Origin of the sequence: Enterobacter pseudoroggenkampii, from assembly GCF_026420145.1 — a bacterium.
Classification (GTDB): Bacteria; Pseudomonadota; Gammaproteobacteria; order Enterobacterales; family Enterobacteriaceae; genus Enterobacter; species Enterobacter pseudoroggenkampii.
In genome coordinates, this window is the sequence record NZ_JAPMLV010000001.1 from 1,358,485 (window position 1) to 1,383,061 (window position 24,577).

At 55.4% G+C, this 24,577-nt stretch carries 33 protein-coding genes; 19 read left to right on the forward strand and 14 right to left on the reverse strand.

All coding sequences use genetic code 11. The features are described from left to right. Positions 1–19: 19 nt before the first annotated feature. Positions 20–814: an SDR family NAD(P)-dependent oxidoreductase gene (locus OTG14_RS06680; protein WP_048993124.1), complete on the reverse strand. Its 795-nt coding sequence runs from the start codon at positions 812–814 to the stop codon at positions 20–22. A gap of 96 nt (positions 815–910) precedes the next feature. On the opposite strand from OTG14_RS06680, the gene OTG14_RS06685 reads away from it, so the two are divergent. Then, positions 911–1,279, forward strand: coding sequence for a MerR family transcriptional regulator (locus tag OTG14_RS06685; RefSeq protein ID WP_024908012.1), 369 nt, complete (start codon positions 911–913; stop codon positions 1,277–1,279). 33 nt (positions 1,280–1,312) lie between these two features. Here OTG14_RS06685 and OTG14_RS06690 read toward each other — a convergent pair whose 3' ends face one another. The 3 genes from OTG14_RS06690 to OTG14_RS06700 all read right to left on the reverse strand — a co-directional run bounded on the left by OTG14_RS06690 (position 1,313) and on the right by OTG14_RS06700 (position 3,298). After that, positions 1,313–1,627 (reverse strand): PTS sugar transporter subunit IIB, encoded by a 315-nt coding sequence (locus tag OTG14_RS06690; protein WP_024908011.1) that lies wholly within the window; start codon positions 1,625–1,627, stop codon positions 1,313–1,315. A gap of 102 nt (positions 1,628–1,729) precedes the next feature. Further along, positions 1,730–2,329 (reverse strand): HAD-IB family phosphatase, encoded by a 600-nt coding sequence (locus tag OTG14_RS06695; RefSeq protein WP_267214780.1) that lies wholly within the window; start codon positions 2,327–2,329, stop codon positions 1,730–1,732. 57 nt (positions 2,330–2,386) lie between these two features. Beyond that, entirely contained in the window at positions 2,387–3,298 is a 912-nt protein-coding gene (locus OTG14_RS06700) for a LysR family transcriptional regulator (RefSeq protein ID WP_090417070.1), read from the reverse strand. Between the two features lie 99 nt (positions 3,299–3,397). On the opposite strand from OTG14_RS06700, the gene OTG14_RS06705 reads away from it, so the two are divergent. The 3 genes from OTG14_RS06705 to OTG14_RS06715 all read left to right on the forward strand — a co-directional run bounded on the left by OTG14_RS06705 (position 3,398) and on the right by OTG14_RS06715 (position 5,833). Continuing rightward, positions 3,398–4,513: an alkene reductase gene (locus tag OTG14_RS06705; protein WP_267214781.1), complete on the forward strand. Its 1,116-nt coding sequence runs from the start codon at positions 3,398–3,400 to the stop codon at positions 4,511–4,513. Then, entirely contained in the window at positions 4,510–5,229 is a 720-nt protein-coding gene (locus OTG14_RS06710) for an SDR family oxidoreductase (protein ID WP_090417067.1), read from the forward strand. The genes OTG14_RS06705 and OTG14_RS06710 overlap by 4 nt, the downstream gene beginning before the upstream one ends. A gap of 64 nt (positions 5,230–5,293) precedes the next feature. After that, complete coding sequence (locus OTG14_RS06715) at positions 5,294–5,833, forward strand: ester cyclase (RefSeq protein ID WP_032647031.1); 540 nt, start codon at positions 5,294–5,296, stop codon at positions 5,831–5,833. A 39-nt stretch (positions 5,834–5,872) separates the two neighbouring features. Here OTG14_RS06715 and OTG14_RS06720 read toward each other — a convergent pair whose 3' ends face one another. Next, entirely contained in the window at positions 5,873–6,340 is a 468-nt protein-coding gene (locus OTG14_RS06720) for a nuclear transport factor 2 family protein (protein WP_032645324.1), read from the reverse strand. 103 nt (positions 6,341–6,443) lie between these two features. On the opposite strand from OTG14_RS06720, the gene OTG14_RS06725 reads away from it, so the two are divergent. Next, a complete protein-coding gene (locus OTG14_RS06725; RefSeq protein ID WP_061715228.1) occupies positions 6,444–7,046 on the forward strand; it encodes a TetR/AcrR family transcriptional regulator in 603 nt (200 codons plus the stop codon). Here OTG14_RS06725 and OTG14_RS06730 read toward each other — a convergent pair. After that, positions 7,024–7,674, reverse strand: a complete 651-nt coding sequence (locus OTG14_RS06730) for a GntR family transcriptional regulator (protein ID WP_061715227.1) — start codon at positions 7,672–7,674, stop codon at positions 7,024–7,026. The two genes, OTG14_RS06725 and OTG14_RS06730, sit on opposite strands and share 23 nt — an antisense overlap. Positions 7,675–7,794: 120 nt before the next feature. Here OTG14_RS06730 and OTG14_RS06735 point away from each other — a divergent pair, with 120 nt between their 5' ends. From OTG14_RS06735 to OTG14_RS06745, 3 genes are all read left to right on the forward strand, one after another. Continuing rightward, positions 7,795–8,286 (forward strand): OsmC family protein, encoded by a 492-nt coding sequence (locus tag OTG14_RS06735; RefSeq protein WP_048989728.1) that lies wholly within the window; start codon positions 7,795–7,797, stop codon positions 8,284–8,286. Between the two features lie 38 nt (positions 8,287–8,324). Then, complete coding sequence (locus OTG14_RS06740; RefSeq protein ID WP_267214782.1) at positions 8,325–9,332, forward strand: AraC family transcriptional regulator; 1,008 nt, start codon at positions 8,325–8,327, stop codon at positions 9,330–9,332. Positions 9,333–9,448: 116 nt separating this feature from the next. After that, the gene (locus OTG14_RS06745; RefSeq protein ID WP_047748967.1) at positions 9,449–10,279 is read left to right on the forward strand and encodes an oxidoreductase; all 831 of its coding nucleotides are present in this window, start codon (positions 9,449–9,451) and stop codon (positions 10,277–10,279) included. A gap of 45 nt (positions 10,280–10,324) precedes the next feature. On the opposite strand, the gene OTG14_RS06750 is transcribed toward OTG14_RS06745, so the two are convergent. Further along, the gene (locus tag OTG14_RS06750; protein ID WP_267215194.1) at positions 10,325–10,867 is read right to left on the reverse strand and encodes a histidine phosphatase family protein; all 543 of its coding nucleotides are present in this window, start codon (positions 10,865–10,867) and stop codon (positions 10,325–10,327) included. Positions 10,868–11,105: 238 nt separating this feature from the next. On the opposite strand from OTG14_RS06750, the gene OTG14_RS06755 reads away from it, so the two are divergent. Beyond that, positions 11,106–11,618 carry a GNAT family N-acetyltransferase gene (locus OTG14_RS06755; protein ID WP_267214783.1) on the forward strand — a complete coding sequence of 171 codons (513 nt, stop codon included), beginning with the start codon at positions 11,106–11,108 and terminating at the stop codon, positions 11,616–11,618. On the opposite strand, the gene OTG14_RS06760 is transcribed toward OTG14_RS06755, so the two are convergent. Both OTG14_RS06760 and OTG14_RS06765 read right to left on the reverse strand, forming a co-directional pair. Next, positions 11,599–12,381: a hypothetical protein gene (locus tag OTG14_RS06760; RefSeq protein WP_267214784.1), complete on the reverse strand. Its 783-nt coding sequence runs from the start codon at positions 12,379–12,381 to the stop codon at positions 11,599–11,601. The genes OTG14_RS06755 and OTG14_RS06760 overlap by 20 nt on opposite strands. A gap of 1 nt (position 12,382) precedes the next feature. Next, positions 12,383–12,580: a hypothetical protein gene (locus tag OTG14_RS06765; protein WP_024908361.1), complete on the reverse strand. Its 198-nt coding sequence runs from the start codon at positions 12,578–12,580 to the stop codon at positions 12,383–12,385. 256 nt (positions 12,581–12,836) lie between these two features. On the opposite strand from OTG14_RS06765, the gene OTG14_RS06770 reads away from it, so the two are divergent. Genes OTG14_RS06770 through OTG14_RS06805 form a run of 8 tightly spaced genes read left to right on the forward strand, consistent with a single transcriptional unit; the run spans position 12,837 to position 18,705 of the window. Next, on the forward strand, positions 12,837–13,271 hold the full coding sequence (locus OTG14_RS06770) for a nuclear transport factor 2 family protein (RefSeq protein WP_061715222.1): 435 nt from the start codon (positions 12,837–12,839) through the stop codon (positions 13,269–13,271). Continuing rightward, positions 13,268–13,987, forward strand: a complete 720-nt coding sequence (locus OTG14_RS06775; protein WP_267214785.1) for an SDR family NAD(P)-dependent oxidoreductase — start codon at positions 13,268–13,270, stop codon at positions 13,985–13,987. Before OTG14_RS06770 ends, OTG14_RS06775 begins: the two co-directional genes overlap by 4 nt. Further along, complete coding sequence (locus tag OTG14_RS06780; RefSeq protein WP_267214786.1) at positions 13,984–15,243, forward strand: NAD(P)/FAD-dependent oxidoreductase; 1,260 nt, start codon at positions 13,984–13,986, stop codon at positions 15,241–15,243. Before OTG14_RS06775 ends, OTG14_RS06780 begins: the two co-directional genes overlap by 4 nt. Before the next feature lies 1 nt (position 15,244). After that, positions 15,245–15,967, forward strand: coding sequence for a DUF1365 domain-containing protein (locus OTG14_RS06785; RefSeq protein WP_267214787.1), 723 nt, complete (start codon positions 15,245–15,247; stop codon positions 15,965–15,967). After that, positions 15,964–17,184, forward strand: coding sequence for an SAM-dependent methyltransferase (locus tag OTG14_RS06790; RefSeq protein WP_267214788.1), 1,221 nt, complete (start codon positions 15,964–15,966; stop codon positions 17,182–17,184). The genes OTG14_RS06785 and OTG14_RS06790 overlap by 4 nt, the downstream gene beginning before the upstream one ends. Next, positions 17,181–17,666, forward strand: coding sequence for a DUF2878 domain-containing protein (locus tag OTG14_RS06795; protein ID WP_061715217.1), 486 nt, complete (start codon positions 17,181–17,183; stop codon positions 17,664–17,666). Before OTG14_RS06790 ends, OTG14_RS06795 begins: the two co-directional genes overlap by 4 nt. Next, positions 17,663–18,184, forward strand: a complete 522-nt coding sequence (locus OTG14_RS06800; protein WP_061715216.1) for a chalcone isomerase family protein — start codon at positions 17,663–17,665, stop codon at positions 18,182–18,184. The genes OTG14_RS06795 and OTG14_RS06800 overlap by 4 nt, the downstream gene beginning before the upstream one ends. Continuing rightward, positions 18,181–18,705 (forward strand): DUF3833 domain-containing protein, encoded by a 525-nt coding sequence (locus OTG14_RS06805; RefSeq protein WP_061715215.1) that lies wholly within the window; start codon positions 18,181–18,183, stop codon positions 18,703–18,705. Before OTG14_RS06800 ends, OTG14_RS06805 begins: the two co-directional genes overlap by 4 nt. A gap of 424 nt (positions 18,706–19,129) precedes the next feature. Here the strand turns inward: OTG14_RS06805 and OTG14_RS06810 are convergent, their stop codons facing one another. Further along, a complete protein-coding gene (locus tag OTG14_RS06810; RefSeq protein ID WP_061715214.1) occupies positions 19,130–19,588 on the reverse strand; it encodes a DMT family transporter in 459 nt (152 codons plus the stop codon). Positions 19,589–19,591: 3 nt separating this feature from the next. Next, a complete protein-coding gene (locus tag OTG14_RS06815; RefSeq protein ID WP_061715213.1) occupies positions 19,592–20,026 on the reverse strand; it encodes a DMT family transporter in 435 nt (144 codons plus the stop codon). Between the two features lie 95 nt (positions 20,027–20,121). Between OTG14_RS06815 and OTG14_RS06820 the strand changes: the two genes are divergently transcribed. Continuing rightward, positions 20,122–21,054: a LysR family transcriptional regulator gene (locus tag OTG14_RS06820; RefSeq protein ID WP_061715212.1), complete on the forward strand. Its 933-nt coding sequence runs from the start codon at positions 20,122–20,124 to the stop codon at positions 21,052–21,054. A gap of 5 nt (positions 21,055–21,059) precedes the next feature. Here the strand turns inward: OTG14_RS06820 and OTG14_RS06825 are convergent, their stop codons facing one another. Both OTG14_RS06825 and OTG14_RS06830 read right to left on the reverse strand, forming a co-directional pair. Then, positions 21,060–22,088: a methionine synthase gene (locus OTG14_RS06825; RefSeq protein WP_048990893.1), complete on the reverse strand. Its 1,029-nt coding sequence runs from the start codon at positions 22,086–22,088 to the stop codon at positions 21,060–21,062. 23 nt (positions 22,089–22,111) lie between these two features. After that, entirely contained in the window at positions 22,112–23,086 is a 975-nt protein-coding gene (locus OTG14_RS06830) for a DUF1852 domain-containing protein (protein WP_048990895.1), read from the reverse strand. A 243-nt stretch (positions 23,087–23,329) separates the two neighbouring features. On the opposite strand from OTG14_RS06830, the gene OTG14_RS06835 reads away from it, so the two are divergent. Further along, a complete protein-coding gene (locus tag OTG14_RS06835) occupies positions 23,330–23,869 on the forward strand; it encodes a DUF2058 domain-containing protein (protein ID WP_008502315.1) in 540 nt (179 codons plus the stop codon). Positions 23,870–23,876: 7 nt separating this feature from the next. On the opposite strand, the gene OTG14_RS06840 is transcribed toward OTG14_RS06835, so the two are convergent. Next, entirely contained in the window at positions 23,877–24,563 is a 687-nt protein-coding gene (locus tag OTG14_RS06840) for an RluA family pseudouridine synthase (RefSeq protein ID WP_048990896.1), read from the reverse strand. Positions 24,564–24,577: the final 14 nt, after the last annotated feature.

The window sequence follows — 24,577 nt, forward strand, 5'->3', positions numbered from 1 at the left end:
TGAACAGAGCCGTTTTTGCTTAAGCCGAGCGTGGACGCAATATTTTTTCAACGATGAGCACCAGACGCTTTCGCGTCACGAACCGGTGTAGCTGCCCCAGAAGCCAGTTACCGCATCCGGTAATCAGGGTGCTACGGTTACTCTCCACGGCCTTTAGCGCCAGGGCGACCACCTTGTCTGCGGGCATTCTTTTACCTACCGAGGCTTCCTCCGCATTCACCACATCAAAAAAGGCCGTATCCGTTGCGCCGGGGCAAAGCGCCAGAACGCGGATGCCCTTTGAGCGATACTCACCCCACAGCGCATTCGAAAACGAGAGCAGGAAGGCTTTAGTTGCGCCATAAATCGCCATATAGGGATCCGGCTGCATCGCGGCCGTTGAGGCCACGTTAATAATCATCCCCGAGCCTTTCTGGAGCATTCCCGGCAGCATGGCGTGCGTCAGCTCCACAGGGGCCAGGCAGTTCACGTTTATCTCATCACGCTGCCTGTCGATAGAGAGCTTTTCGAATGGCCCATAGGTGGCGAACCCGGCGCAATTGATCAGAATGTCGGGGCAACGCCTTAAGGTTTCAAGCCGTTCCACAATGTGGGGAATGGCCTCCGGTTTCACTAAATCCTGCACAATAATCGTGATGGATACGCCATGCTTTCTGACTAACTCTGCGGCAAGCGCCTGCAGCTTTGGTTCGGAGCGGGCGATCAGGATCAAGGCCACGCCGCGGGCCGCGAGCTGCCTGGCAAAATCACGACCTATGCCCGAAGACGCTCCGGTAACCAGCGCTGTTTTTCCTGTATAATCAAAAGAATTCATATTTTTAATCCCGTTTCCCTAATGTATGCCGCACAGGATAAACCGTGCACTTAGGTACACGGTCAAGCGTGATTTTTACAAGGTGAGGGCGGCGCGATGCGAATTGGTGAACTGTGTGCGAAAACGGGATTATCGAAAGAGACGGTGCGTTACTATGAGCGGCAAGGGCTATTAGAGAATATCCCGCAACCTAATCGCAGCAATAACTACAAAGTCTATTCCGCCGTCGATTTACAGCGTTTAAACATGATCAAGCATGCCAAAATGCTGGGTTTTACCTTAGCCGAAATCTCAGAGGTTTTAGCTGTCTGGATTGACGACAAATTTACCGCTGAGCAAAAACAAGCGTCCCTGCGCCGCAAGCTGCAGCAGCTGGAAGAGAAAGAAGCGGCGTTAATTGAACTCAGAGCCAGGATAATCAATGCGATTAATAAGGTTGGTCAACCTTGTATCGACGAGTTTTGAGCGGAGGCCGCAAAACCGATGCGGCCTTATCTATCACGCAGCCAGTTCAGGCATCTGTTCCTTCACGAAATTCAACACCCTCTTCGCGTCCAGGGACGCATAGGGCAGGCTCTCAATAATGGCGATTGAACGCGTATTACCCACCGTCTCTTTTATCTCATCAAGTTTGTACTGAATGTGCGGTGCGACGAGGAAACCATCGAAAGCGGGAGCGACACTGGCGAAGTTATCCAGCCCAACAGCGCTAATCATCAGCGGATAGCCTTCACGTTCTGCCAGAGACTGCATCTTTTTGGCGAGAGAGTTTGCGGTATTACCAAACAAACAACATATCAGAAGCTTTTTCATGTTTTGTACCTCCTGAAAACCGCTCCCAGAGTAGTCCTGAGGTTGTCACCGAAATGCGCGCTATCTCTTATTTTGATGTTTTATTAATATGTCATGGCGGGGTCAGGCCATCTCTTTCCACTGATAAAATTTTTTCGAGGCAAGCGAGAGCATGTCTAAATCTTCCTTCGTATCGCCATAGGCATAGATGATGTTGTAGGAAGATAAATCATAATGATCAATTATCTTCGTTTTTTTTAAGCGGGCGCTGCAATCACCCTTTTTGTATTTTCCGGTTGCTTTTCCACCTGAAAATGCCACTTCACTGCATAAGAGTTCCAGACCATTCTGCTCGCACCACGGTTTAAGGTATAAATCAAGCGAGGCTGAGACCACTACCACCGTATCCCCTTGAGACTTATGCCAGCTGATTTTCTTCATGGCATCCTCCCGCAACAGGGCAGGAATTTCGGTTTTACTGTAGAAAAGCCCGGCCTTTTTTAATTCAGCTTCAGATTTGCCAGCTAACGCTATTCTTACCACTTTTTTTCGTAAAACCGACCCCGACAACGCACCCATTTTATAGGCGAGGATGTAGGGAAGAAGGCGCAGCTTTCCACGCCGTAGCGTTTTTTCATCAACAGAGCGATAAATAAACGGGGTGAAGGTGTCGGAAAACGTTATCGTTCCATCGAAGTCGAAAAAAGCAATATTTGTAGTCATAAGCCGTTAAGACGGGATAATGAGTTGTATCGGGCGAGTGTATCACTGTTTATTGCGTTATTGTTTTTTTAGCCAGTCGAGAAAAAACTGGCTAAACGCCGTGACCTGAAGCGGCTGCAGCTTGCGCTGCGGGTAAACAAACTGCAGCCCGACATCTTTGCGATCGTACCGACTAAAACCGGTGAAGCTGTCGGCAAACAGTACCGTGAGTCTGCCTGTATCAACATCGTCTTTTACATCCCACCACGATTTCCCCGCGATGCCAGCCCCGCTGAGCGCCCACTGGCGAAGCAATGCTCCGTCGTCGCACACCATGGCAGGCTCTACGCGTACAATGCTTTCTTCGCCATTGGTTTCAAAGCGCCATTCGTTCATCACCACACCCTGAGACTCAAGTGCCAGGCACCGATGCTGAGCCAAATCTGCAAACGTGGCGGGGATGCCGCGTTCGTTAAGGTACCCCCCGGAGGCGACCAGTACCCGATGGTTCGGGCGGATGTTTCTGACGACAAGGCTGCTGTCCGGCAGGTTGCCGAAACGCACGCTCATATCCAGCCGGTTAGCGACCAGGTCCTCAACGTGTTCTTTTAACGAGATGAAAAATTTAACGTCAGGATGGCGTCGGGAGAATTCCACGACGGCGGGGCTAAGATACTGTCTGCCAAAGTCCGAGGGGGCAGAAAGGCGAATGTTGCCGCTGAGCACGCCTTCTTTTTGCGTCAGTAACGACTCGGCGTGATGCATCTCCTCCAGCACGCGAAGCGCGGCATGGTAAAACTCTTCCCCGGCGCGGGTCAGCGTGATGGACCGCGTTGAGCGGTGAAACAGACGGGTCTGGTAACGCTCCTCAATCGCCTTCAGCCTGGCCGTCATGGTGGCGGGGGAAAGCGACAGGCGTCGTCCTGCGGCAGAAAGACCGCCAGCCTCGGCCACTTCAACCAGTAATGCCATGTCTTCGAGTTTGCCCATTATTCATGTTTTCCGAAAAGTGCATCTGCTTTTAGCGTAATTATCAAAACAAGATGCCGTCTGTAAAGTGATTTCGTCCAAACCATAAGGGATGAAAACATGCAACGTACCTCACTTTTTGAACGCTACAGGCTGGGGCAGCAAGACCTGAAAAACCGTATCGTCATGGCGCCGATGACCCGCGCACGCTCCCTTCAACCGGGCAATATTCCCTCCCCGCTGATGGAAGAGTATTACCGGCAGCGGGCCGGCGCCGGATTAATCATCACGGAAGCCACGCAGATCTCGCCTCAGGGCCAGGGATACTCATGGACACCCGGCATCCATTCGCCGGAGCAGGTTTCAGGATGGCAGCTCACGACGGGTGCCGTGCATCAGGCGGGCGGGGTTATTTTCTCTCAGCTCTGGCACGTGGGGCGAATGTCGCACGCCCGTTTTCATCAGGATGGTCAGCCCGTTGCGCCGTCAGCACTGGCGCCGGACGCGCAGGTGTGGGTGGTGAATGAACAGGGGGAAGGCCAGATGGTTGACTGCCCGCAGCCAAGAACGCTCTCGCGCAAGGAGATTCACAGCATCGTTGCGGACTATCGTCAGGCGGCACTGAATTCCGTCCAGGCCGGGTTTGATGGCGTGGAGATCCACGGCGGAAACGGCTATCTGATCGACCAGTTTCTGCGTCAGACATCCAATAAACGCACGGATGAGTACGGCGGCACGCTGGCGAACCGGATCCGCTTTGCTCAGGAGGTGTTAAGCGCCATTGCTGAGGCCATTGGCCGCGAGCGTACGGGCATTCGCCTTTCCCCGTTTATTACCCAGCGCGGGATGAACGATCCGCAGGTGACGGAAGCCATACTCGCGCTCGCGGCCTGGTGTGAGCAAAAAGGCATTGCTTTCATCCACCTGGCGGAAGCCGATTGGGACGATGCGCCGCAGGTACCTGAACAGTTCCGTCGATCGCTTCGCGAGACGTTTAGCGGAACCCTTATCGTTGCGGGTAACTATGACCTTGAAAAAGCGGAAAAGATCCTTGCTGCCGGCTATGCCGATTTGATTGCCTTCGGACGACCGTTTATTGCCAACCCGGATTTACCGCACCGGCTGGCGCACCAGCTGCCTCTGGCCCAGGTGCGCGACCCCGCCACGCTGTTTGGCGGCACCGCGACGGGCTATACCGATTACCCCATTTACATCCTGCAGGAGGAAACGTTATGACCCGTAAAACCTTAATTATCGGCGGCGCGTCCGGCATCGGTTTCGCCGTGGGCAGCCTGCTTGCCGGGCGAGGCGAGGAAATTATTCTTGCGGGCCGCGACGGCGCGAAGCTGAACGCTGCGCGGCAACGGCTGAGCACCCACGCCGCCTCTGTTCACACCCTCGTGCTGGATATCAGCCGTGAGGCAGAGCTTGTCGCGCTCGGTGAAACGCTGGGTGAGGTCAATAATATCGTCGTTACCGCAGGTTCACAGGCTCCGGGAGGGCTTCTTTCCGGGCTTGATCTCCGCGCTGCAAGGCTGGCCTTTGATACAAAATTCTGGGGAAGCATCAATGTCGCCCGCTATCTCAGCGGGAACATCGCTCCCCGCGGTACGCTGACGTTCACCAGCGGGTTCGTGGCGCGTCGCACCGTGGCGGGCGCCATTGTTAAAACGACGATGAATGCCGCGATTGAGGCCGCGACAAAAGCGCTGGCGAAAGAGCTTTCACCGCTGCGCGTCAACGTCGTGAGTCCGGGGCTGACCGACACGGAAGCGTACGCGGGCATGGACTCCGCCGCGCGGGAAAAAATGCTCGCCGGTGCGGCGGAAACCCTGCCAGCCAAAGCCTGGGGAAGGGCGGAGGACATCGCGCAAGGGTATCTTTTCGCCATTGATAATCCCTTTGTCACGGGGTCGATCATTGATATTGAGGGCGGGGCGTTAATTAACTGACCCTCGCGGATTTGAACCGCAGGAAATCGACTGCGGGTAATGTAATACTCTATTGAGAAATATCATGAAATATACGACGTGTTTTCGTCCAGCTGTGGCGATGCTTATTCTTGCCGGTCTGTCCGGCACCGCATTTTCGGCGCAGCTGGAATGGCTTCCACCGAAACAGCTTATTGTTGATAAGAGCCTGCCCCAGGCGCAATTAAGGGCGAATGAAGCCGTTGCCAGAGAATATGCAACGTTCTGGAATACGGGAGAAGAGTCCCTGGCGCGTGATGCGCTGGCGGTGAATTTCATCGATAAAACGCCTCCGGAAGGTCGTAAGCAAGGTCCCGAAGGCGCTATTTTAGCCTCCCGTGCGTTTCGTACAGCCGTGCCTGATTTACGCTGCGACGTTGAGCAAATGATTATTTCAGGCAATCGCGTGGTCTCGCATTTACATTTTCACGGCACCTTCACCGGGACATTTGGCAAGCTGAAGGGAAAGGGGCAGAAAATAGATTTTATCGCCACGGATATTTATGAGATCGCTGACGGCAAGATTGCGGCTAACTGGCATATTGAGGACAACCTGACGCTGATGAAACAGCTGGGCGCATTGTAAATTCACCACTCCGGGACGGCCCGGAGTGATGCGAAAATCCTATAAGCCAAGATCGCTCAGCGAAGGGTGATCGTCCGGGCGTCTGCCCAGCGGCCAGTGGAACAGCCGCTCGGATTCTTTTATCGGCATATCGTTTACGCAGGCAAAGCGTCGCTTCATCAACCCGTCCGGCTCAAACTCCCAGTTTTCATTGCCATACGAGCGGAACCAGTTGCCGGAATCATCATGCCATTCATAGGCATAGCGCACCGCGATGCGGTTATCCGTAAATGCCCAGAGCTCTTTAATCAGACGATAGTCCAGCTCTTTTTTCCATTTCCGCTCCAGAAACGCCCGGGCTTCTTCACGGTTAGTGGCGAACTCCGCGCGGTTGCGCCATTGGGTATCCAGCGTATAGGCCAGCGCGACCTTCGCCGGGTCGCGGCTGTTCCAGCCATCTTCTGCCAGCCTGACTTTTTCGATGGCGCTTTCACGCGTGAAGGGCGGTAAAGGAGGACGTGTGTTCATGGCGATTACCTCAGTGTTATATTATGTAGACAGGTCTGTCTACATGCGGTAATCTATGCCTGTAAAATAACGCTGTCAACATCCGTTTTGAGGCTACCAAAAAGTGAAAACAGAATCTGCAGGCAACGATACCAAAATCAGCGTCAGAAATAAGATATTACTTACGGCGCACGATCTGTTTTATTCCACAGGCTTCAGGGCGACAGGCGTGGATACGCTTATTAAAGAGGCTAAAGTGACGAAGGTGACGTTTTATCGTCATTTTCCGAGTAAAAGTTTACTTATTCTCGCCTATTTGCACTATCGGCACGAAATATGGATTGGCTGGTTTGAATCCACGCTGCGTCGACATCTTGATGAAGGTGAAATACCTTCTGATGCTATATCGGCAACGCTTTACGAATGGTTTATTTCGCCTGAGTTCCACGGCTGCGCATTTATTAATGCCAGCGCTGAGGCAAAATCGGAAGATATTGAAAGCGAAATAAAAGAGATATGCCGCGATCATAAAATCGAAACAAAGAATATTATTGCGTCGCTGACGAAGATCGCGGATGAGCGCGTCGTCAATGAAATCATGCTGCTCATTGACGGTGCCATTATTCATGCGCAAATGGGCATGGAGACGGATGATGTCATCACTCCGTTGAAGCGGGCATTAGCCGGGTTAACGGGATTTCCCCTTAACCCTCGTCGCGATGGCTGATAAACGTTTTAAGCATTTCTCCGGCACTAAGAATATGTCGCACGACTTCAGCTCGTGCATTCCCGGCATCCCGTTCCCTGCAGGCTGTAAGGATACCTGCATGGTCATCCTGAAAAACCGGTGTTGCGGAAAGGAGCTTTCGCTGAAGGTATTCATACCGCTCTATCTGATTGCGGGTATCATTAATCAGCCTCAGCAGGCGTTGGTTTTTGCACCCACTGTAGACAAGATCGTGGAACTCCCGGTTAAGTGTGCCCTGCATGTCAAATTCAGTCGTTCTGGCGAGAAGCGTATGCGTCAGTTCGGCCCTCGCCAGTGTATCAGAGCTCAGGTTTTTCACGCTTTGAAAGACGGCTTCCCCTTCCAGTAAGGCACGCAGGGAGTAAATCTCATCCAGATCATCAACAGAAAGCGTTCTGACAACAGCGCCGCGGTTCCTGAAAATTTCCACCAGCCCATCGCGTTCAAGCTGCCTGATTGCTTCTCTCATTGGGATTCGGCTGACAGAAAAATGACTGGCAAGATCCCTTTCAACAAGCCTCTCTCCATCACGCAGACGACCGCTGTTTATCATCTTTCTTAATTCACTGGCGAGCACGTCCGGGGTCGAAAGGGCGTTAAGCTGCATACTGTTTCTCCTGAAAAGATGGAATAATGGTATACCATCTGATAGCTTACGTCGAGACAGGTGATTGCGAACAAACATCGCCAGCAAAATCCATCGGATATCATTATCGGGAGCATCAAGATGAGCCATCGTGAGCATCATTATCAGGTTAAGGTCGAGTGGAAAGGGAACAAAGGCCGTGGGACGGAATCCTATAAAGCCTACGATCGTCTTTATGACATCACGGCGGGTGATAAATCTCCGATTTCAGGTTCATCAGATCCTGCATTTCTGGGGGATGCATCATGCTGGAATCCTGAAGATCTTCTTGTCGCGTCAGCCTCTGCCTGTCACAAATTATGGTATTTGCATCTTTGCGCGGAAGCGGGGATAAGCGTTTATACCTATATTGACCGGGCGGAAGGAACGATGCGCGAAGGAGAAAAGGGGTGTTTCACCTCTATTGTCCTGAAGCCTCAAATCACGCTTCGCCCAGGGGATGATATCGATCGCGCTGTGGCACTTCATCACCGCGCGCATGAGCTGTGCTTTATTGCTAACTCACTGAATTTCCCGGTGACCTGCCAGCCAACCATACTGCATAGCGCCCGTTCATCCGTCGATGAACAATAACGCTAAGCGTTGCATAACCTTCAACCGGGAATAAGCAAATGGCTTCTAACCGTACTTTCGCTCTCGATATAAGCTGGAAAACGCTGCTGAAAGACGCGGGGCTTGAGCCAGAACGCATTCTCCGCAGGGCAGGATTACCTGACGATCTCTTTTTACAAAAAGCGCGGGGACTCGATACGAATGAATACATTCGCTTCTGGAATGCACTGGAGGCTGAAACGAACGATCCTGCCTTTCCCGTCCCGCTCATTGAGTTGATCTCTGCGGATGTGTTTGATCCGCCACTTTTTGCCGCACTGTGTAGCAGCAATATGATGCAGGCTGTCCAGCGCCTGGCCAGATATAAACAGCTTATTGCTCCCATGGTTCTGGAGACAACGGTCGACCAAAACGGCAACCTTACCGTCTCACCGCGTTGGCTTTTTGCGACAACTATTCCGCCGTTTCTCCAGGTGGCAGAGCTGGGCTTCCTGCTCAAGCTTCTGCGTCTGGGAACTCGCGAACCGGTTAACCCCTTACGGATCTGCGTTTCTGCGCTACCGTCATCGGTTCAGAACAGCCACTTTTCGCGTTTCTTTGGTATTGACGTGCAATACGGAGAACAGCCCGCCATAAGCTTTTCCGCAGCCGATGCGCTTCGACCCTTTTTAACGGTCAATGAGGGGATGTGGCAGGTGTTTGAACCGGAACTGCAGCGTCGTCTCGGTCAGTTAAATGAACGGGCTTCAACCGCCGAGCGCGTACGAGCGGTACTCCTGGAACTTATTCCCGGTAACGAAGCGACTATTGAAAAAGCGGCGGAGCGTCTGGGAATGAGCAAACGCACGCTGCAGCGCCGGCTTGAGCAGGAAGGGGAAAACTTTCGCAACCTTGTCAACGCGTGTCGTGAACACCTGGCCCGTCATTATCTTCGCAATACGCGTCTTTCCGGGTATGAGATCGCGTTTTTGCTGGGTTTCGAAGATCCTAACTCATTCTATCGCGCATTTATGACCTGGACGGGCCAGACTCCAGAAGCGGCCAGGACAGCCATGCGTCTTGAGTAAACACGTGCGTATGTATCGCTCTGATGGCGCAGTTTGCGAGTCATATGGCGCGATACGCTAGTTAACATGAGGTCGAAGGAGAGCAAACTAGCCACAGTCTACTCACCGAGGTATCTATGTTTACTCAGGACAAAAAAACTGCGCTGGTCACCGGTGCATCGTCAGGTATGGGCAAAGCCATCGCCCGTCGTCTTATTCAGGATGGCTATCAGGTTTACGCTGCTGCCCGTAGCGTTGAGAAAATGCACGATCTCGCCCAGCTTGGCGCGTACCCTCTGCGGATGGATATCTCACGTGATGAAGACATTGTGGTTGCCGTGAATACCATCATGTCGCAGACAGGTGGGGTTGACGTGCTGGTCAACAACGCGGGTTTTGGGCTCTATGGACCGGTAGAAGAGATCGGTATTGATGAAGCTCGCTATCAGTTTGAGGTTAACGTGTTTGGTGCGGCCCGCCTTACGCAACTGCTGATCCCGGCCATGCGCGCCAGACGCAGCGGTTACATTATTAATATCACCTCTATGGGGGGTAAGATTTACACCCTTCTGGGAGCCTGGTATCACGCAACGAAACATGCGCTTGAGGGATGGTCTGACTGTCTGCGTCTTGAAGTGGCTGAATTTGGCATTAAGGTTGTGATTGTTGAACCGGGTTTAATCGAGACAGGCTTTGGTGATGTGGTCAGCGGCAATATAGTTAAACGTTCAGCAAATGGCCCTTACGCTCGCCTCGTGGAGAAGGTGGCTAAATCGGTCAAAAATGCATACGGGAATGGCAGAGGCAGCGACCCGAAGGTGATTGCGGACGTGGTTGCCCGCGCCGTTAAAAGCCCTCATCCGCGTACACGCTATGCAGCCGGCAAGTATGCAAAGATGCTCATCCGCATGCGTCTCTGGTTGGGAGACCGTCTGTTCGATCGCGTTATCCTTGGCCAGACGCTATGACCCAGGCGCCGAGGATGAAAACATCCTCGGTGTCAGTATGTGCCCTTACACAAGGCTGTAAACCCCCGCTCCCCAGTAACCGGTACCCGGGGAAGTCTGTTCTTTCCAGCCTGATGCGATCAGTGCCTTCGCAATAAACCGATTGATCATTCCGTGCCCCATGAGCAAGATGGGGCCGTCAGATTCCTTCGCGACATTCACCAGAATTTCTGCCGCCTTAACGGCACGTTTTTTTGCGACGCTCACGCACTCTGCCTCGCCAGACAGGCCGCAGAGCCAAAGAACGCGAAACAGCGCTGCCCAGTAAAAAGGCGATAGCCGTAACCCCGGAATACGGAACACCGGCAGCTCTGCTTCCCGAAAAACCTCATCAATTAAACCCGGTTCACACCCCAGCGTTTTCAACGATGAAAGGGCTCGCGGGAGAGGGCTGCTGAGAAACGTGAGCGCGCGGTACGCCTGAATTTGAGCCCTTTCAGGCGGCCTGTCGCTGCCCGTCGAAGAGAGGTTATAGCTGTCGATCCATTCGGTCATTTCCCTGCACGAGACCCTTGGCGCCCCCCTATAATGGGGTTCTCCATGCCGCATCAAAATAATCTCCATACGTTCTAATCGCTAGTCCTGGTCATCCATTCAACACAGGCAGACTAGCGCGATCTGGTGAGGGTTTTCACCCACCCGTTTTGGTGTGTCGGGCGAGATCCATAACACGCGGGCTGTACTTAACGTCGTTCACCGCAATAATATATGCGGCAAGAATGTAACTGTTTTGTCTTTCTCGTTTCGCACGGCATCACACCTAAAGCGGTTAGTAAGGATACCCTCCATGTCTCTTCGAATTCGACAGGCCACCGGGGCCGATTCAACGCTGTTAAGCGAGCTGGGATATCGCATCTATCCCGCCCATTTTCAGCATCTGTGGGTGTCAAAGGCAGAGATGAAGGATTTTCTGCACGGAGAGTACGCGCGTTCTGTAGTTGAACAGAGCCTGAAAGATAACTCTGTTTCCTGGTATGTTGCAGAGACCGATCGGCCAGTGGGATTCATGAAAGTGACCTGGGAAGCCATGCTTCCAGAAACGGACAAGAAGGGTGTTCTCCTCAATAAGCTCTACCTTGATCCCGCCGCAACCGGCAAGAACTATGGTCAGGTGATGTTCAACAACATCACAGACATGGCCCGGAGCAGGGGGAAAGACTATCTCTGGCTGGAGGTGCTTGAGCAGAACGCAGGAGCGTACCGGTTCTACCAGAAGCAGGGCATGCTCTGCGTTAAGAACGTCCTTTTCGAAACCGCCTCACAGCAGAGCATACTCAGGATTATGGGGATGCCTCTTTAGAAAGCGTGTCATGCTGTGCCAGCGACAGCGCGCTGGCGCTGGCGGGATCGAACAGCGAGAGGCTCTCAATCTGATTGAGTAAAATCACTTTGCGGAATGACATGGCGCTGCGGGGTTCCGAGTCGAGCGTGATGTCATGCTCCGCATACCACCTGCTGTAATTATTCTCGATGCGAAAGTTCATCGTCTTCGCGTCTCTGTACCCGCTTAACATCGGGATCAGCACGATGTTGGCCGTTTTTTCATATTCCAGCGTCGCGGTGTGGATCATACCCACGTAAATCCGCCTCGAGCGCAGCGTGACCTGCGCCAGCTCGCCTTGCTCCATACACTGGTACAGCAGCTGTTCAATACCGCTCGACTGCGCCAGCCGTTTGTAGAGCTTTTTCCGGCTTTCACCGTCCAGCCTGGCGCTGCCCGCCCAGTTAGAGCGGTAGAGGCAAAACAGGATGGCAAACGCCAGCATTACGATCACCGGCGCCTGAATGCCTAAAAAGCTCCAGTTCATAAAGTCGATTTGCCAGTCGGTGTATTTCGGTGAGGCAAAGTGAAAAGCGTTGTTGGCGGCGGAAAGGGCGAGCAGCAGCAGCCAGAGCAGCCCCGTGGCAATCACGCCCTGCAGAACGAAAATACAGCCATAAAGCGCAACGAGAAAATAGACATCCCAGCCGAAGGAACGTTTGATTTTAAAGCGGGTCGACAGGTCGCGGCTGGTGTACCAGTACCCGCATACCATCAGCACCATAAATATCGCCGTTCCCATATCAGGCCCTCTTCAGCGTGTTGACGTGACGCAGAAAATCTTGCCTCACCTCGTTGCTCTTGTAGTTCACCGAGGCGTTCCCGTCCTGGTCGATAATGATGCGATCGCCATCTTCCACGGCTTCAATAATTTCCTGCTGGCTCATCACCTGCAGTAAGGATTCCGGGCTTGAGAAAAGGGAGAGGAAGAAACGTTTCATACGGGCATCCTTTTGAATAAAAAGGATAAGCCTGGAAGAAGACCGACGAATTTGCCTTAAGGATATCCTGAAAGTGAAAGCCGGGTGGCGGCTACGCCTTACCCGGCCTACAAAACCGTCAAACGATTGAGTTATCAAGTTATTGATATTGATAGGTAATAAAAAATAAATTTGCACAAACTTGGACAAATAACGTTAATTGTGTAAGTTTTAATTATGCGATTACGCCACGTTGTTTACAGCCAGGATGTGACCCATGAGCACTTTGCCCTCTGTCGTGAGTCGGTTTGTCGAGTACTACGCCGCACTGGATAGCCAGCCGCCGTCCGCGCTGGCGGGGCTTTATCATTCGAACGCCACGCTTATCGATCCGTTTGGTGAGCACAACGGTATTTTTGCGCTTCAGCGCTATTTCACCCATCTGCTGGCCAACGTCGAGAACTGCCGTTTTTCTATCGATCCGCCGCTGTGCAGCGGAAGCCGGTTTGTTGTCACCTGGGTGATGCACTGGTCGCACCCGCGCATTGCCGGAGGCGAACCGCTCGACCTGCCCGGATGTTCAGTGGTGCGGACGGAAAACGATCTCATCACGCACCAGCGCGACTACTACGATGCGGGAGAGATGATCTACGAACATCTTCCTCTGCTGGGCTGGGCGGTACGCGGCGTTAAGCGGAGGGTGAAATCATGAAGACGGTGCTGATTACCGGCGCAAGCTCGGGCATTGGCGCCGGGCTGGCAAAATCCTTTTCCGCTGACGGCTACCATGTGATTGCCTGCGGGCGAGATCCGGCGCGTCTGGAAGCGCTGCATCAGACCTGTCCTAATCTCACCGTTCGCCTGTTCGATATGACGGACAGGGACGCCTGTCGCCAGGCGCTGACCGGCAGCTACGCCGACCTGATTATTCTCTGCGCCGGTACCTGCGAATACCTCGACAGTGGAGTGGTGGATGCGGCGCTGGTGGAGCGGGTGATGGCAACCAATTTCCTCGGCCCGGTGAACTGCCTTGAAGCGCTCCAGCCGCAGCTGGTGGCAGGTAATCGCGTGGTGCTGGTGAGCTCGATGGCCCACTGGCTGCCTTTCCCACGGGCAGAGGCCTACGGTGCGTCCAAAGCAGCGTTGAGCTGGTTTGCCGAGAGTCTGCGCCTGGACTGGGAGCCAAAAGGGATTGCCGTCACGGTTGTCTCTCCGGGCTTTGTCGATACGCCCCTGACGCAAAAAAACGATTTTGCCATGCCGGGCAGGGTGACCGTCGACGAGGCGGTCAAGGCGGTCCGTATCGGACTGGCGGCTGGGAAAATGCATATTGCGTTTCCTGACGGGTTTGGCTTCATTTTGCGGCTGCTCTCCGGGCTGCCTGCGTTTCTTCAGCGCGCGCTGCTGCGCAGGATGGTGCGTTCATGAACATTGCGATTATCGGCAGCGGCATTGCCGGGCTGACCTGCGCCTGGCGGCTGGCCGGGCACCATCAGGTGACCCTGTTTGAAGCAGGCGCCACGCCGGGCGGCCATACCGCAACGGTTGACGTGACAACGCCACAGGGCACATACGCGATCGATACCGGGTTTATCGTCTATAACGATCGCACCTATCCGCGTTTTATGGGTCTGCTCAGCGAGCTGGGCATCAGCGGGCAAAAAACGCAGATGAGCTTTTCGGTGCACAATCCCGCTACGGGGTTTGAGTACAACGGACACACCCTGACATCGCTGTTTGCCCAGCGTCGAAACCTGGTGAATCCGGCATTCTGGCGGCTGCTGGGCGAGATCGTTCGCTTTAATCGCCTGGCGAAAGCGGCGCTGGACGGGGAGGTGGACCCGAACGCCACGCTGCAGACGTTTTTGCAGCAGCACGGCTTCAGGCCGTTTTTTGCGCGACACTACATTCTGCCGATGGGAGCCGCCATCTGGTCCTCGTCGCTGCAGGAGATGACGCGTTTCCCGCTGCCGCTCTTCCTGCGTTTCTTTCACCACCACGGCCTGCTGGATATCACCCATCGTCCGCAGTGGTACGTAGTGCCGGGCGGCTCGCGGGAGTATATCCGCGCCATGCTGGATAAGCTGGGCGACCGGCTGACGCTGCACCTGAACGCGCCGGTGCAGCGTGTGAAACGCCATGCGGATGGCGTCACCCTCCAGCTCGACGACGCCAGCCATACCTTCGACCAGGTGATCTTTGCCTGCCACTCCGCCAGTGCTCTGGCGATGCTTGATGACCCGACGCCCGCCGAGCGCGAAGTGCTGGGTGACATCGGCTGGCAGCGCAACGAGGTCGTTTTACACAGCGATCCGCGCTGGCTGCCGGTGCGGCCGCGCGCCTGGGCCAGCTGGAACTACCGCCTGAGCGAGCAGGCGCAGGCCAGCGCCTGCGTCACCTACAACATGAACATCCTGCAGGGGCTGCCTGCGGGCAGTCCGCTGTTCTGCGTCACCCTGAACCCGGACGCGCCAGTGGATGAACGCTTCGTTCTGCAACGCTTCGTCTATGAACATCCGCTGTTTAACCCGCAAAGCTGGCGGGCGCAGGCACGGCGCGGCGAGATCAACGGCCACCGGCGGAGCTGGTTCTGCGGGGCCTACTGGTACAACGGGTTTCATGAAGACGGCGTGCGCAGCGCGCTGGACGTGGTCAATGCGATAGCGGCCGGAGAGGGGAACTGAGATGAACAGCTGCCTTTACCACGGCATCTTACGCCACCGCCGCCTGCAGCCGAAAACCCATGAGTTTCGCTACAGCGTCTTTATGGCCTGGCTGGATCTCGATGAGCTGCCGCTACTGGCGTCCGTCGGCGTGCGGCACAATGGCTTTGCCGCCGCCTCGTTCCACGACGCGGACTACCCGCTCGGCACGCCGCTTAAAGAGAACGTGCTGAGCAGGCTGGAGAGCCTGACCGGGGAACGTCCGGACGGTCGGGTCATGCTCCTGACGCAGTTGCGCTATTTCGGGTTCCATTTCAATCCGGTCAACTTTTACTACTGCTATGACGGGAAGGGTACCCTGCGCTGGGTGCTGGCGGAGGTCCGCAACACGCCGTGGAACGAGCGTCATTATTACGCGGTCGACGGGCAACATGCCCAGCCCACGGAAAAAGCGTTTCACGTTTCTCCCTTCAACCCGATGGACATGATCTACCACTGGCGCTTCAACGACCCGGATAACACGCTGCATATGCACATTGAAAATCATCAGGAGGCGAAGGTGTTCGACGCCACGCTTGCGCTGCGCCGGGAGCCTCTGACGCACCCCGCGCTGCGTTCGCTGCTCCTGCGTATCCCGCTTATGACCCTGAAAACCGTTTTCGCCATTTACTGGCAGGCGCTGCGCCTGTGGCTCAAGCGCGTGCCGCTGTATAACCATCCCGTCAGCAGGAGTGAACGCTCATGACCGATCCCGTCTTTGCGTTAGAACCCGATATCCCGCGCAACGTGCGCCTTGCGCGCTGGCTGCTTTTTCGTCTGTTAAGCGGCATTCGCGGCGGCTCGCTCACGCTGCGTGAAGGGGCACAGACCTTTCATTTTGGCGAGACATCCTCCGCGCTGCATGCTGACGTGCAGATCCTTACGCCCGGCGTTTACTGGCGCGTCTTAACGGGCGGGAGCCTTGCCGCGGCAGAAGCCTGGATGGACGGCGAATGGGAAACAGCGCACCTCACGCCGCTACTGGAACTTCTGGCGCTCAACGGCGAGGTGCTTGGTCGTCTCGAAAACGGGTTCCGTCTGTTCGGCAGGCCGCTGGAGCGGCTACGCCACTGGGCGCGGCGGAACTCCCGCGCGCAGGCGCGTGAAAATATTGCCGCCCATTACGATCTGGGTAACACCTTCTATGCCCATTTTCTGGATAAGGAGCTGCTCTATTCCAGCGCGCTGTTTACCGCTGACGAGCAGGATCTCACTGCGGCTCAGCAGGCCAAAATGGCGCGCCTGTGTGAACAGCTGGCGCTAAACCCGGGTGACCATCTGCTGGAAATTGGCACCGGCTGGGGCGCGATGGCGGAATACGCGGCCCGTCATTATGGCTGTCGGGTGACCACCACCACGCTATCGCAGGAGCAATACGTCTGGGCGACCGAGCGGATCGCCCGCGCCGGGCTGCAGGATCGGGTCGAGGTGCTGCTCTGCGACTATCGCGACCTCACCGGACAGTACGACAAGCTGGTCTCGATAGAGATGATCGAAGCCGTCGGGCAGCGCTATCTGCCCACGTTCTTCCGTACCTGCCAGGCGCGGCTGCGCCCGGGAGGTCGCATGGCGATTCAGGCCATCACTATTCAGGATCAGCGCTATCGCGACTACAGCAAAAGCGTCGATTTTATCCAGCGCTATATTTTCCCCGGCGGCTTCCTGCCGAGCATTACGGCGATGAACGAGCTGATGACGCGCCACACCGATTTCGTGGTACGCAATCTGTTCGACATGGGTCCCGACTACGCCCGCACGCTGGCCCACTGGCGGCAGCGCTTTGTCCACGCCTGGCAGGAGATTGAAAAGCTCGGCTTTGACGAGCGGTTTCGCCGCATGTGGCTGTACTACTTTGGCTACTGCGAAGCCGGGTTTAACGCCCGCACCATCAGCGTGGTGCAGCTGACCGCCGAGCGCGTATGAAACGATATCTTCAGGTCTTTCTGCTGGCCGTCGCGTTCGATCTTTACTGGGCGCTGGTGGTGCTCTTTCGCGAACAAGGCCTGATTATCTGGCTCGCGCTGGCGATCCTGGCATGCCTGCTCTTGCCGTCTGTATACCGTTTTTACGCCATTGGGCTGGCCGCGGCGGGCAGTTTGCTGGATACGCTCTGGGCGCTGACGGGACTGATAGCCTTCACGGGCGACTCCCTGATGCCGCTATGGATGGTGGCACTGTGGCTGATGTTCGCCACCGTCTGGACGCAGCTTACGCGCACCACCACGTTGCCCGGCTGGCTGCTGACCCTGCTGGCGGCCGTAGGAGGCCCGGTGGCGTACCTTATTGGCGAGCGGCTGGATGCCATCACATTTCTGGAGCCGACCTTTATCGTCGTCAGCTGGATGGCGCCGGGCTGGCTGGTTTTGATGCTGTTTTTCCACCTGCTGATGGGGAGACAAAAATGAGAGCTGCGATTTTGCTGCTTTGGCTCATCGCCATGCCCGCGGCACAGGCCGCCGACTGGCTGGCATGGCGTAAGGTGGGCGATGCCACGCTTACCTGGGGGCCGTTCACCGTCTATACCTCCCAGTTGCGCACGCCGGACGGGCGTTACGGTCGGGAGAACCAGGATCAGGCGCTGATAATTACCTATGCGCGCGACATCGATCGCGATGAGCTGGTCGAGGCGACCCGCGACCAGTGGCAGGCGCAGGGGATCCTGGCGCAGGAACCGCAAAGCGAAGCCTGGCTGCGGATGCTCCGGACGCTGTGGCCGGATGTTCGACCGGGCTCACAGCTGGCGTTTGTCCTTGATGACCAGCAGGGGCAGTTCTGGTACCGCGATCCGGCCCTTCAGAAAACCTTTATTCCCCTGGGACCACGCCAGTCAGAAGCGTTCAGTACCCGCTTTCTGGCCATCTGGCTGGCTCCCCGTACGCAATATCCTGAGCTGCGTCAGCAGTTAATCGGAGGCCAAAAATGAAACGTTTTCTGATGATGGTGCTGGCATTAACGATGCTGCTGGCGGGCTGTAGCACAGAGGTGACCGAATACCGCCAGCAGCAGCCGCGGCTTGATATTTTCCATTACTTCCAGGGAAAAACCGAAGCGTGGGGGATGGTGCAGGATCGCAGCGGCAAGCAGATCCGACGTTTTCACGTGGAGATTGCCGGAGACGTTATCGGCGATACGCTGACGCTCAACGAACATTTTGTTTACGACGACGGTGAGAAGCAGCAGCGGGTCTGGCATATCCGGCGCCTGGGGACCGATCGCTATGAGGGCACGGCGGGGGATATCGAAGGGGTAGCGACGGGGCAGGCCGCAGGCAACGCGTTCAACTGGCATTACAGCATGAGCGTGAAGGCCAACGGCAGCACCTGGCTACTGAACTTTGACGACTGGATGTACCTGCAGGATGAGAACCATCTGTTTAATAAAACCGAGATGAAGAAACTGGGCGTCACCGTCGCCACGGTGACGCTGTTTTTCACCAAGGGATAAGGGATCCCCACTCAATTTGTAACCAGAAGCGATTCGGATTTTTTAAATGACATGATTATTTTGCAGCGATGACCTGGTCCGGCTGTAAATCGCTGAGGCGTTTCCTGCAGGCCGGGGCGAGGCGCAGGGATGCGCCGAGAGGGCGGGCTTTACAGGGATGTTACCTCCGCCCGTCCCCGATAAGCCGGAAGGAATAAGCCGAAGGGACCGCGAAGCGGCGATTTACCGCCGGGAGCCCGGGTCGCCAGGGTGGTGGCGATTGAGCCACCCTGGCACGTTCACAGGTCATGTCGTTACAGAGTAGCAAGGAACATAAAGTGAACGGAATGACCACTACAGCCGTATGTTCCCCCTCACCCTAACCCTCTCCCCAAAGGGGCGAGGGAACTGTTTCGTGTCTACGCTGTGTCCGCAAGGTGTGATGTCATGCCCCGGCAGAACGGGTTTTACTACCCGAGTAAATAAAGACAAGCGCAATCCCCAGGCAGACTACCGCCCCCAGACGACTCGTTGAAAAGGAAATGGCGGGATTACCCAGCCAGCCAAAGTGATCAATCAGCATGCTCATGGCGAGTTGGCCAAAGATCACCGCCACCGTGGCGACGGCAGTGCCGATGCGCTGTACGGCGAGTACCATAATCACGATATAGGGCACGCCGAATATCGCCCCGAGAAGCTGCCATTTCGGCACGTCCAGCAGCGTGACCACCTGCTTAGGCTCAAAGAAGAAAATGAGCAGGGCGGTCACCAGTGCGCCGACGGAAAACGTCAGAAACGCGCTTTTAAATACCCCCACGCTGCTGCCGAGCTGTCCGTTAATGGCGGCCTGAATGCTCAGCGTTGCGCCGCCGCAGACGGCCAGAAGGATCATAATCAGTGTCATACGTTACCCCTGTGCGACCAGAACCAGTGCCGCAATGATGAAAACCAGTGCAATAATGCGCTTCGCGTTTATCTTCCTGTGCGGCGAACCCAGCAGACCAAAGTGATCGATGATCAGGCTTTTAAAGACCTGCCCGGCCAGAATGCCAATCATGGTCATGGCGATGCCGATGGTGGGTGTCGCCACGGTCAGGATGACCACGTACACCGGCCCGAGCACGCCACCGAGCAGCTGCCAGCCGGGCTGTGCGAAAAATGACGGGCTGTTGCGCGGGCTGAAAAACAGCATCAGCAGAAACGTTAGCGCGGCGCCGACGCCAAAAATGCTGAACGTCGCCCACAAATCCCCGACCTTTCCCCCCAGCGGTCCCAGCAGTCCCGCTTCGACGGAGAGGCCCATCCCGCCGGCAATCACCAGTAAAATCAAAACAAACTGCATTCTTCTTCCTCCGTTTTCAGGCGAAGAAGATTACGTGGGTTGTTCAATGAGAAAAATGCCATAATGCTGGAAACACCTTTGCGAGAAATGCATTAATGGTTGACGCCAGCAACATCAACATCCGCGCGCTGCTGATCTTTATCGACGTGTATGAAGCGCAGAACTTCTCCGTCGTGGCGCGGCGGCAGGGGATATCGGCCTCGCAGATATCGCGCGTGATCCACCAGCTTGAGGACGCGCTCGGGCAGCAGCTTTTCTATCGCAATACGCGGGCCGTCATTCCCACGGAAAGCGGTCATCTGTTTGTTCGCTACGCCCGGTCGATGGCGGAAAATCTGGAAGAGGCGCGCCGGGAGCTGGACGCGCGTGCGGTGGAACCGTCCGGTGCGATCCGCATTAACGGACCGGTGTTTTTCGGCCAGAAGCACATAGCCCCAGGACTTCCCGGCCTGTCGGAACGCTATCCTCGCCTGAGCGTAGAGCTGACGCTGACCGATGATTTTATCGATCCCCACCGGGATGCGGCAGACCTTATCTTCCGCATTGGTGTACTGACGGACTCCTCGTTTCATGCGCGGGTGTTCGGGCAGCAGGTTTATCATCTGGCCGCGTCGCCGGACTACGTGCGTAAACACGGTGCACCTGAAGGACCGGACGATCTGAACCGTCATCACTGTCTTGTCTATCGCGGATCGTCAGGGCCAAACCGCTGGCTCTTTCGCAGGAAGGGCGAGGCGTGGATACACTATCCCGTGACGCCATTGATGACCTCCAATAATGCGGAGGCGTTACTCGCTGCGGCGCTGGGCGGGATGGGGATTGTGCTGTTCCCGGACTGGCTGGTGAGTGAACAGCTCCAGCGCGGTGAGCTGATTTCGCTCCTGCCCGCGCTGGAGTGTGCCATCAATACGGAACAGCAGGCTATTGCGGCGATCTATCCTGATGCCCGACATCCGCCCCTGAACGTCAGGGCGGTAATTGATTATTACGTCGAGCGTTTTGGCACGCCGCCGTACTGGCAAACGTAAGGGGATTACGCGCCAAGCTCTTTGCGGATAATCTCTGCGCCAGCGCTAAGTGCTTTCAGCTTGCCGTTAGCGACCTCACGGGAGAGGGGAGCCATACCGCAGTTGGTTGACGGATACAGCTTGTCGGCGTCGACAAACTGCAGCGCTTTACGCAGCGTATCGGCCACTTCCTCCGGCGTTTCAACCGTGTTGGTTGCCACGTCAATCGCCCCAACCATCACTTTCTTACCGCGGATCAGCTCCAGCAGATCCATCGGCACGCGGGAGTTGTGGCACTCCAGAGAGATGATGTCGATGTTAGAGGTCTGCAGCTTAGGGAAGGCCTCTTCGTACTGGCGCCATTCGGAGCCGAGCGTTTTTTTCCAGTCGGTATTGGCCTTGATGCCGTAGCCGTAGCAGATGTGTACCGCGGTCTCGCACTTCAGCCCTTCAATGGCGCGCTCCAGCGCGGCGATACCCCAGTCGTTCACCTCGTCAAAAAAGACGTTAAACGCCGGTTCATCAAACTGGATAATATCCACGCCTGCGGCCTCTAGCTCTCGCGCTTCCTGATTGAGGATTTTGGCGAATTCCCAGGCCAGCTTTTCGCGGCTTTTATAGTGCGCGTCGTAAAGGGTGTCGATCATGGTCATTGGCCCCGGCAGAGCCCATTTGATCGGCTTATCCGTAAGCTGACGTAAATATTTAGCATCGTCCACGAAGACCGGTTTCTGGCGCGCGACGGCGGAGACCACGGTCGGCACGCTGGCGTCATAGCGGTTACGAATGCGCACCGTCTGGCGGTTCTCAAAATCGACGCCGCTCAGGTGTTCAATAAAGGTGGTGACGAAGTGCTGACGGGTCTGTTCCCCGTCGCTGACAATATCGATTCCTGCACGGATCTGCTCATCCAGAGACAGGCGCAGCGCATCCTGCTTGCCCGCCAGCAGTTCCTGATCCTGCAATTTCCAGGGTGACCACAGCGTTTCAGGTTGCGCAAGCCAGGTCGGCTTAGGCAGGCTGCCAGCCGTTGAAGTCGGGAGCAATGTTTTCATAATAAAAGACCTTTTTTGATGTATTAAAGCGTGTAGTTATCAGACCACTGCTCAAGAATGTGTTTGTAAGGCTTAATGAAGTACTCTTCGGTAAATCGACCCTGTTCAATCGCCAGACGGCTTCGCTCTTCCCGGTCATACACAATTTTGGTTAAGGAGTGATCCTGCTGGTTCAGATCCGGTCGGTAGCACAGTCCGGCCGCCGAGTTGGCGTTATAAATTTCCGGGCGATAGATCTTCTGGAACGTCTCCATCGTGCTGATGGTGGCAATCAGTTCCAGATCGGTGTAGTCGCTCAGCAAATCGCCGGTAAAGAAGAACGCGAAAGGCGCCACGCTGTGTTCCGGCATGAAGTAGCGCACGCTCAGGCCCATCTTCGCGAAGTACTGCTCCGTGAGCGATTCGCCATCCGGCTGATACTCAACGCCCAGCACGGGGTGCTGATTACCGGTGCGGCGATAGGTATCTTTGCTGGAGACGCTCAGGCAGATCACCGGTCCCTTTCTAAAGTTCTCTTTGTATTCCGGTGAGTTCACAAAGTGGTGGAAGATATTGCCGTGCAGCTCGCCAAACTTTTCCGGAATGCTGAAGTGCTGCTGGTTCTTGTTATGCTCCAGCAGCAGGACGCTGAAATCATAATCCCGCACGTAAGACGAGAAGTTATTCCCGACGATGCCAGGGAGACGCTGGTTGTTTTTCTTGTCGACAATATACGTTTGCAATATCTCAATGGCCGGGAACGGTTTTTCCGCGCCAATGTTCAAATCGACAGAGATGATTTCAAGCTCTACCGCGTAGCGATCGGCGGTTGGGTTATCCCAGCGCGCTAAGGCGTTGAAGCGGTTGTTGATCATCACCAGCGTATTGCGCAGGTTCTCCTGACGTTTTTCCCCGCGGGCCAGGTTGGCAAAGTTAGTGGTCGTACGCGTATTTTCTGACGGGTTGTAATTCTCATCGAAGCAACTGCGCTTAAGGTTATATGTGAAAGCTTTGCTCATTGTGGTTATGCATCCTAAGTTCATGTTGCTAAGAAGTTACCAATGCATAATTTATGCCTGACCCCGCGGCGCAGGGGAAGTGACTTAATTTCACTGCAACATGAGCGAACTTCATGAAGGGTAGTCCGCGAGGTTTCGCTGCCTTCTTGCCGGGTGGACCCGACCTACGATTCTGCTAATGTCGCACTCTTTCCTCAATTCCCGCTATAATCCCCAAAATTTCCAACCGGTTTAGAAACAATCATGACAAAACTCACCTTACAAGAGCAGATGCTGAAAGCGGGCCTTGTCAGCAGCAAGAAAGCGGCGAAAGTGCAGCGTACGGCAAAGAAATCACGCGTTCAGGCGCGTGAGGCCCGTGAAGCGGTCGAAGAGAACAAGAAGGCGCAGATCGAGCGTGACAAGCTGCTGAGCGAGCAGCAGAAGCAGGCCGTGCTGGCGAAAGAGTTTAAGGCGCAGGTGAAGCAGCTGATTGAGATGAACCGCATCACCGTGGCGAAAGGCAACATCACCTTTAACTTTACCGACGGTACGCTGATTAAAAAGATTGAAGTCGATAAGCAAACGCAGACCCAGCTGATCAACGGCCGTCTGGCGATTGCGCGTCTGGTGCTAAATGCTAACGGTGACTGCGACTACGCGATCATTCCGGCAGTGGTGGCCGATAAAATTGCCCAGCGCGATGCCGACAGCATCGTGTTAAACAGCGCGCTCAGCCAGGAAGAGCAGGACGAAGACGATCCGTACGCGGACTTCAAAATCCCTGACGATTTGATGTGGTAAACCGCATTCAGAACGGGGCGGCGTGACGGGCGTTAACCGGCTCGCCGCTCACGGGATGAATAAAATTCAGCTCGCTGGCATGCAGCATCAGCCGGGGCGTTTCTTCAGCGCCCGGCACGTCAAGACCGCCATACAGATCGCAGCCCAGAATAGGGTGCCCCAACTGCTGGCAGTGAATACGCAGCTGATGGGTTCGCCCGGTCTCCGGGATCAGTTTCACCCGCGTTAACGGCAGCCCCGTCCCCTGATAAAACCGTTCCACAACCCGATAGCGGGAGCGGGCGGGTTTACCGGTGATGGCGCAGATCGACATCAGCGGGAACAGCGCCGGGTCTTTGGCAATCGGCGCATCGATTACACCTTCGTCATTTTCCACATGTCCGCAAAGCAGGGCGCTGTAGGCTTTCTCCACGCTGCGCTGGCTGAACTGCTGGCACAGCGCCGCGTTGATGGCTTTATTGCGCGCAACCACCATCAGCCCGGACGTGCCAAAATCCAGACGGTGCACCAGCGTGCAGCCGGGGAACGTCTGAACCAGACGATAATGGACGGAATCAAGGTTTTGCGGATTTTTGCCCGACAGGCTGAGCAGGCCGGAAGGCTTATCGATCAGCAGCAGATGCTCGTCCTGCCAGAGAATTTCGATCTCATCGAGACAAGGTGGGGCAATAAAGTTATCGACGATTACAGACATCAGGCCGCCCGGCT

Bases quoted from the DNA above. Each gene is read 5' to 3' on its own strand.
- OTG14_RS06755 (WP_267214783.1), top strand. From the start codon at position 11,106: ATGTCTCTTCGAATTCGACAGGCCACCGGGGCCGATTCAACGCTGTTA.
- OTG14_RS06765 (WP_024908361.1), bottom strand. From the start codon at position 12,580: ATGAAACGTTTCTTCCTCTCCCTTTTCTCAAGCCCGGAATCCTTACTG.
- OTG14_RS06795 (WP_061715217.1), top strand. From the start codon at position 17,181: ATGAAACGATATCTTCAGGTCTTTCTGCTGGCCGTCGCGTTCGATCTT.
- OTG14_RS06715 (WP_032647031.1), top strand. From the start codon at position 5,294: ATGAAATATACGACGTGTTTTCGTCCAGCTGTGGCGATGCTTATTCTT.
- OTG14_RS06700 (WP_090417070.1), bottom strand. From the start codon at position 3,298: ATGGGCAAACTCGAAGACATGGCATTACTGGTTGAAGTGGCCGAGGCT.
- OTG14_RS06780 (WP_267214786.1), top strand. From the start codon at position 13,984: ATGAACATTGCGATTATCGGCAGCGGCATTGCCGGGCTGACCTGCGCC.
- OTG14_RS06805 (WP_061715215.1), top strand. From the start codon at position 18,181: ATGAAACGTTTTCTGATGATGGTGCTGGCATTAACGATGCTGCTGGCG.
- OTG14_RS06790 (WP_267214788.1), top strand. From the start codon at position 15,964: ATGACCGATCCCGTCTTTGCGTTAGAACCCGATATCCCGCGCAACGTG.
- OTG14_RS06720 (WP_032645324.1), bottom strand. From the start codon at position 6,340: ATGAACACACGTCCTCCTTTACCGCCCTTCACGCGTGAAAGCGCCATC.
- OTG14_RS06775 (WP_267214785.1), top strand. From the start codon at position 13,268: ATGAAGACGGTGCTGATTACCGGCGCAAGCTCGGGCATTGGCGCCGGG.
- OTG14_RS06770 (WP_061715222.1), top strand. From the start codon at position 12,837: ATGAGCACTTTGCCCTCTGTCGTGAGTCGGTTTGTCGAGTACTACGCC.
- OTG14_RS06710 (WP_090417067.1), top strand. From the start codon at position 4,510: ATGACCCGTAAAACCTTAATTATCGGCGGCGCGTCCGGCATCGGTTTC.
- OTG14_RS06705 (WP_267214781.1), top strand. From the start codon at position 3,398: ATGCAACGTACCTCACTTTTTGAACGCTACAGGCTGGGGCAGCAAGAC.
- OTG14_RS06840 (WP_048990896.1), bottom strand. From the start codon at position 24,563: ATGTCTGTAATCGTCGATAACTTTATTGCCCCACCTTGTCTCGATGAG.
- OTG14_RS06810 (WP_061715214.1), bottom strand. From the start codon at position 19,588: ATGACACTGATTATGATCCTTCTGGCCGTCTGCGGCGGCGCAACGCTG.
- OTG14_RS06730 (WP_061715227.1), bottom strand. From the start codon at position 7,674: ATGCAGCTTAACGCCCTTTCGACCCCGGACGTGCTCGCCAGTGAATTA.
- OTG14_RS06735 (WP_048989728.1), top strand. From the start codon at position 7,795: ATGAGCCATCGTGAGCATCATTATCAGGTTAAGGTCGAGTGGAAAGGG.
- OTG14_RS06800 (WP_061715216.1), top strand. From the start codon at position 17,663: ATGAGAGCTGCGATTTTGCTGCTTTGGCTCATCGCCATGCCCGCGGCA.
- OTG14_RS06835 (WP_008502315.1), top strand. From the start codon at position 23,330: ATGACAAAACTCACCTTACAAGAGCAGATGCTGAAAGCGGGCCTTGTC.
- OTG14_RS06830 (WP_048990895.1), bottom strand. From the start codon at position 23,086: ATGAGCAAAGCTTTCACATATAACCTTAAGCGCAGTTGCTTCGATGAG.
- OTG14_RS06785 (WP_267214787.1), top strand. From the start codon at position 15,245: ATGAACAGCTGCCTTTACCACGGCATCTTACGCCACCGCCGCCTGCAG.
- OTG14_RS06740 (WP_267214782.1), top strand. From the start codon at position 8,325: ATGGCTTCTAACCGTACTTTCGCTCTCGATATAAGCTGGAAAACGCTG.
- OTG14_RS06760 (WP_267214784.1), bottom strand. From the start codon at position 12,381: ATGGGAACGGCGATATTTATGGTGCTGATGGTATGCGGGTACTGGTAC.
- OTG14_RS06825 (WP_048990893.1), bottom strand. From the start codon at position 22,088: ATGAAAACATTGCTCCCGACTTCAACGGCTGGCAGCCTGCCTAAGCCG.
- OTG14_RS06750 (WP_267215194.1), bottom strand. From the start codon at position 10,867: ATGCGGCATGGAGAACCCCATTATAGGGGGGCGCCAAGGGTCTCGTGC.
- OTG14_RS06695 (WP_267214780.1), bottom strand. From the start codon at position 2,329: ATGACTACAAATATTGCTTTTTTCGACTTCGATGGAACGATAACGTTT.
- OTG14_RS06690 (WP_024908011.1), bottom strand. From the start codon at position 1,627: ATGAAAAAGCTTCTGATATGTTGTTTGTTTGGTAATACCGCAAACTCT.
- OTG14_RS06685 (WP_024908012.1), top strand. From the start codon at position 911: ATGCGAATTGGTGAACTGTGTGCGAAAACGGGATTATCGAAAGAGACG.
- OTG14_RS06820 (WP_061715212.1), top strand. From the start codon at position 20,122: ATGGTTGACGCCAGCAACATCAACATCCGCGCGCTGCTGATCTTTATC.
- OTG14_RS06745 (WP_047748967.1), top strand. From the start codon at position 9,449: ATGTTTACTCAGGACAAAAAAACTGCGCTGGTCACCGGTGCATCGTCA.
- OTG14_RS06815 (WP_061715213.1), bottom strand. From the start codon at position 20,026: ATGCAGTTTGTTTTGATTTTACTGGTGATTGCCGGCGGGATGGGCCTC.
- OTG14_RS06680 (WP_048993124.1), bottom strand. From the start codon at position 814: ATGAATTCTTTTGATTATACAGGAAAAACAGCGCTGGTTACCGGAGCG.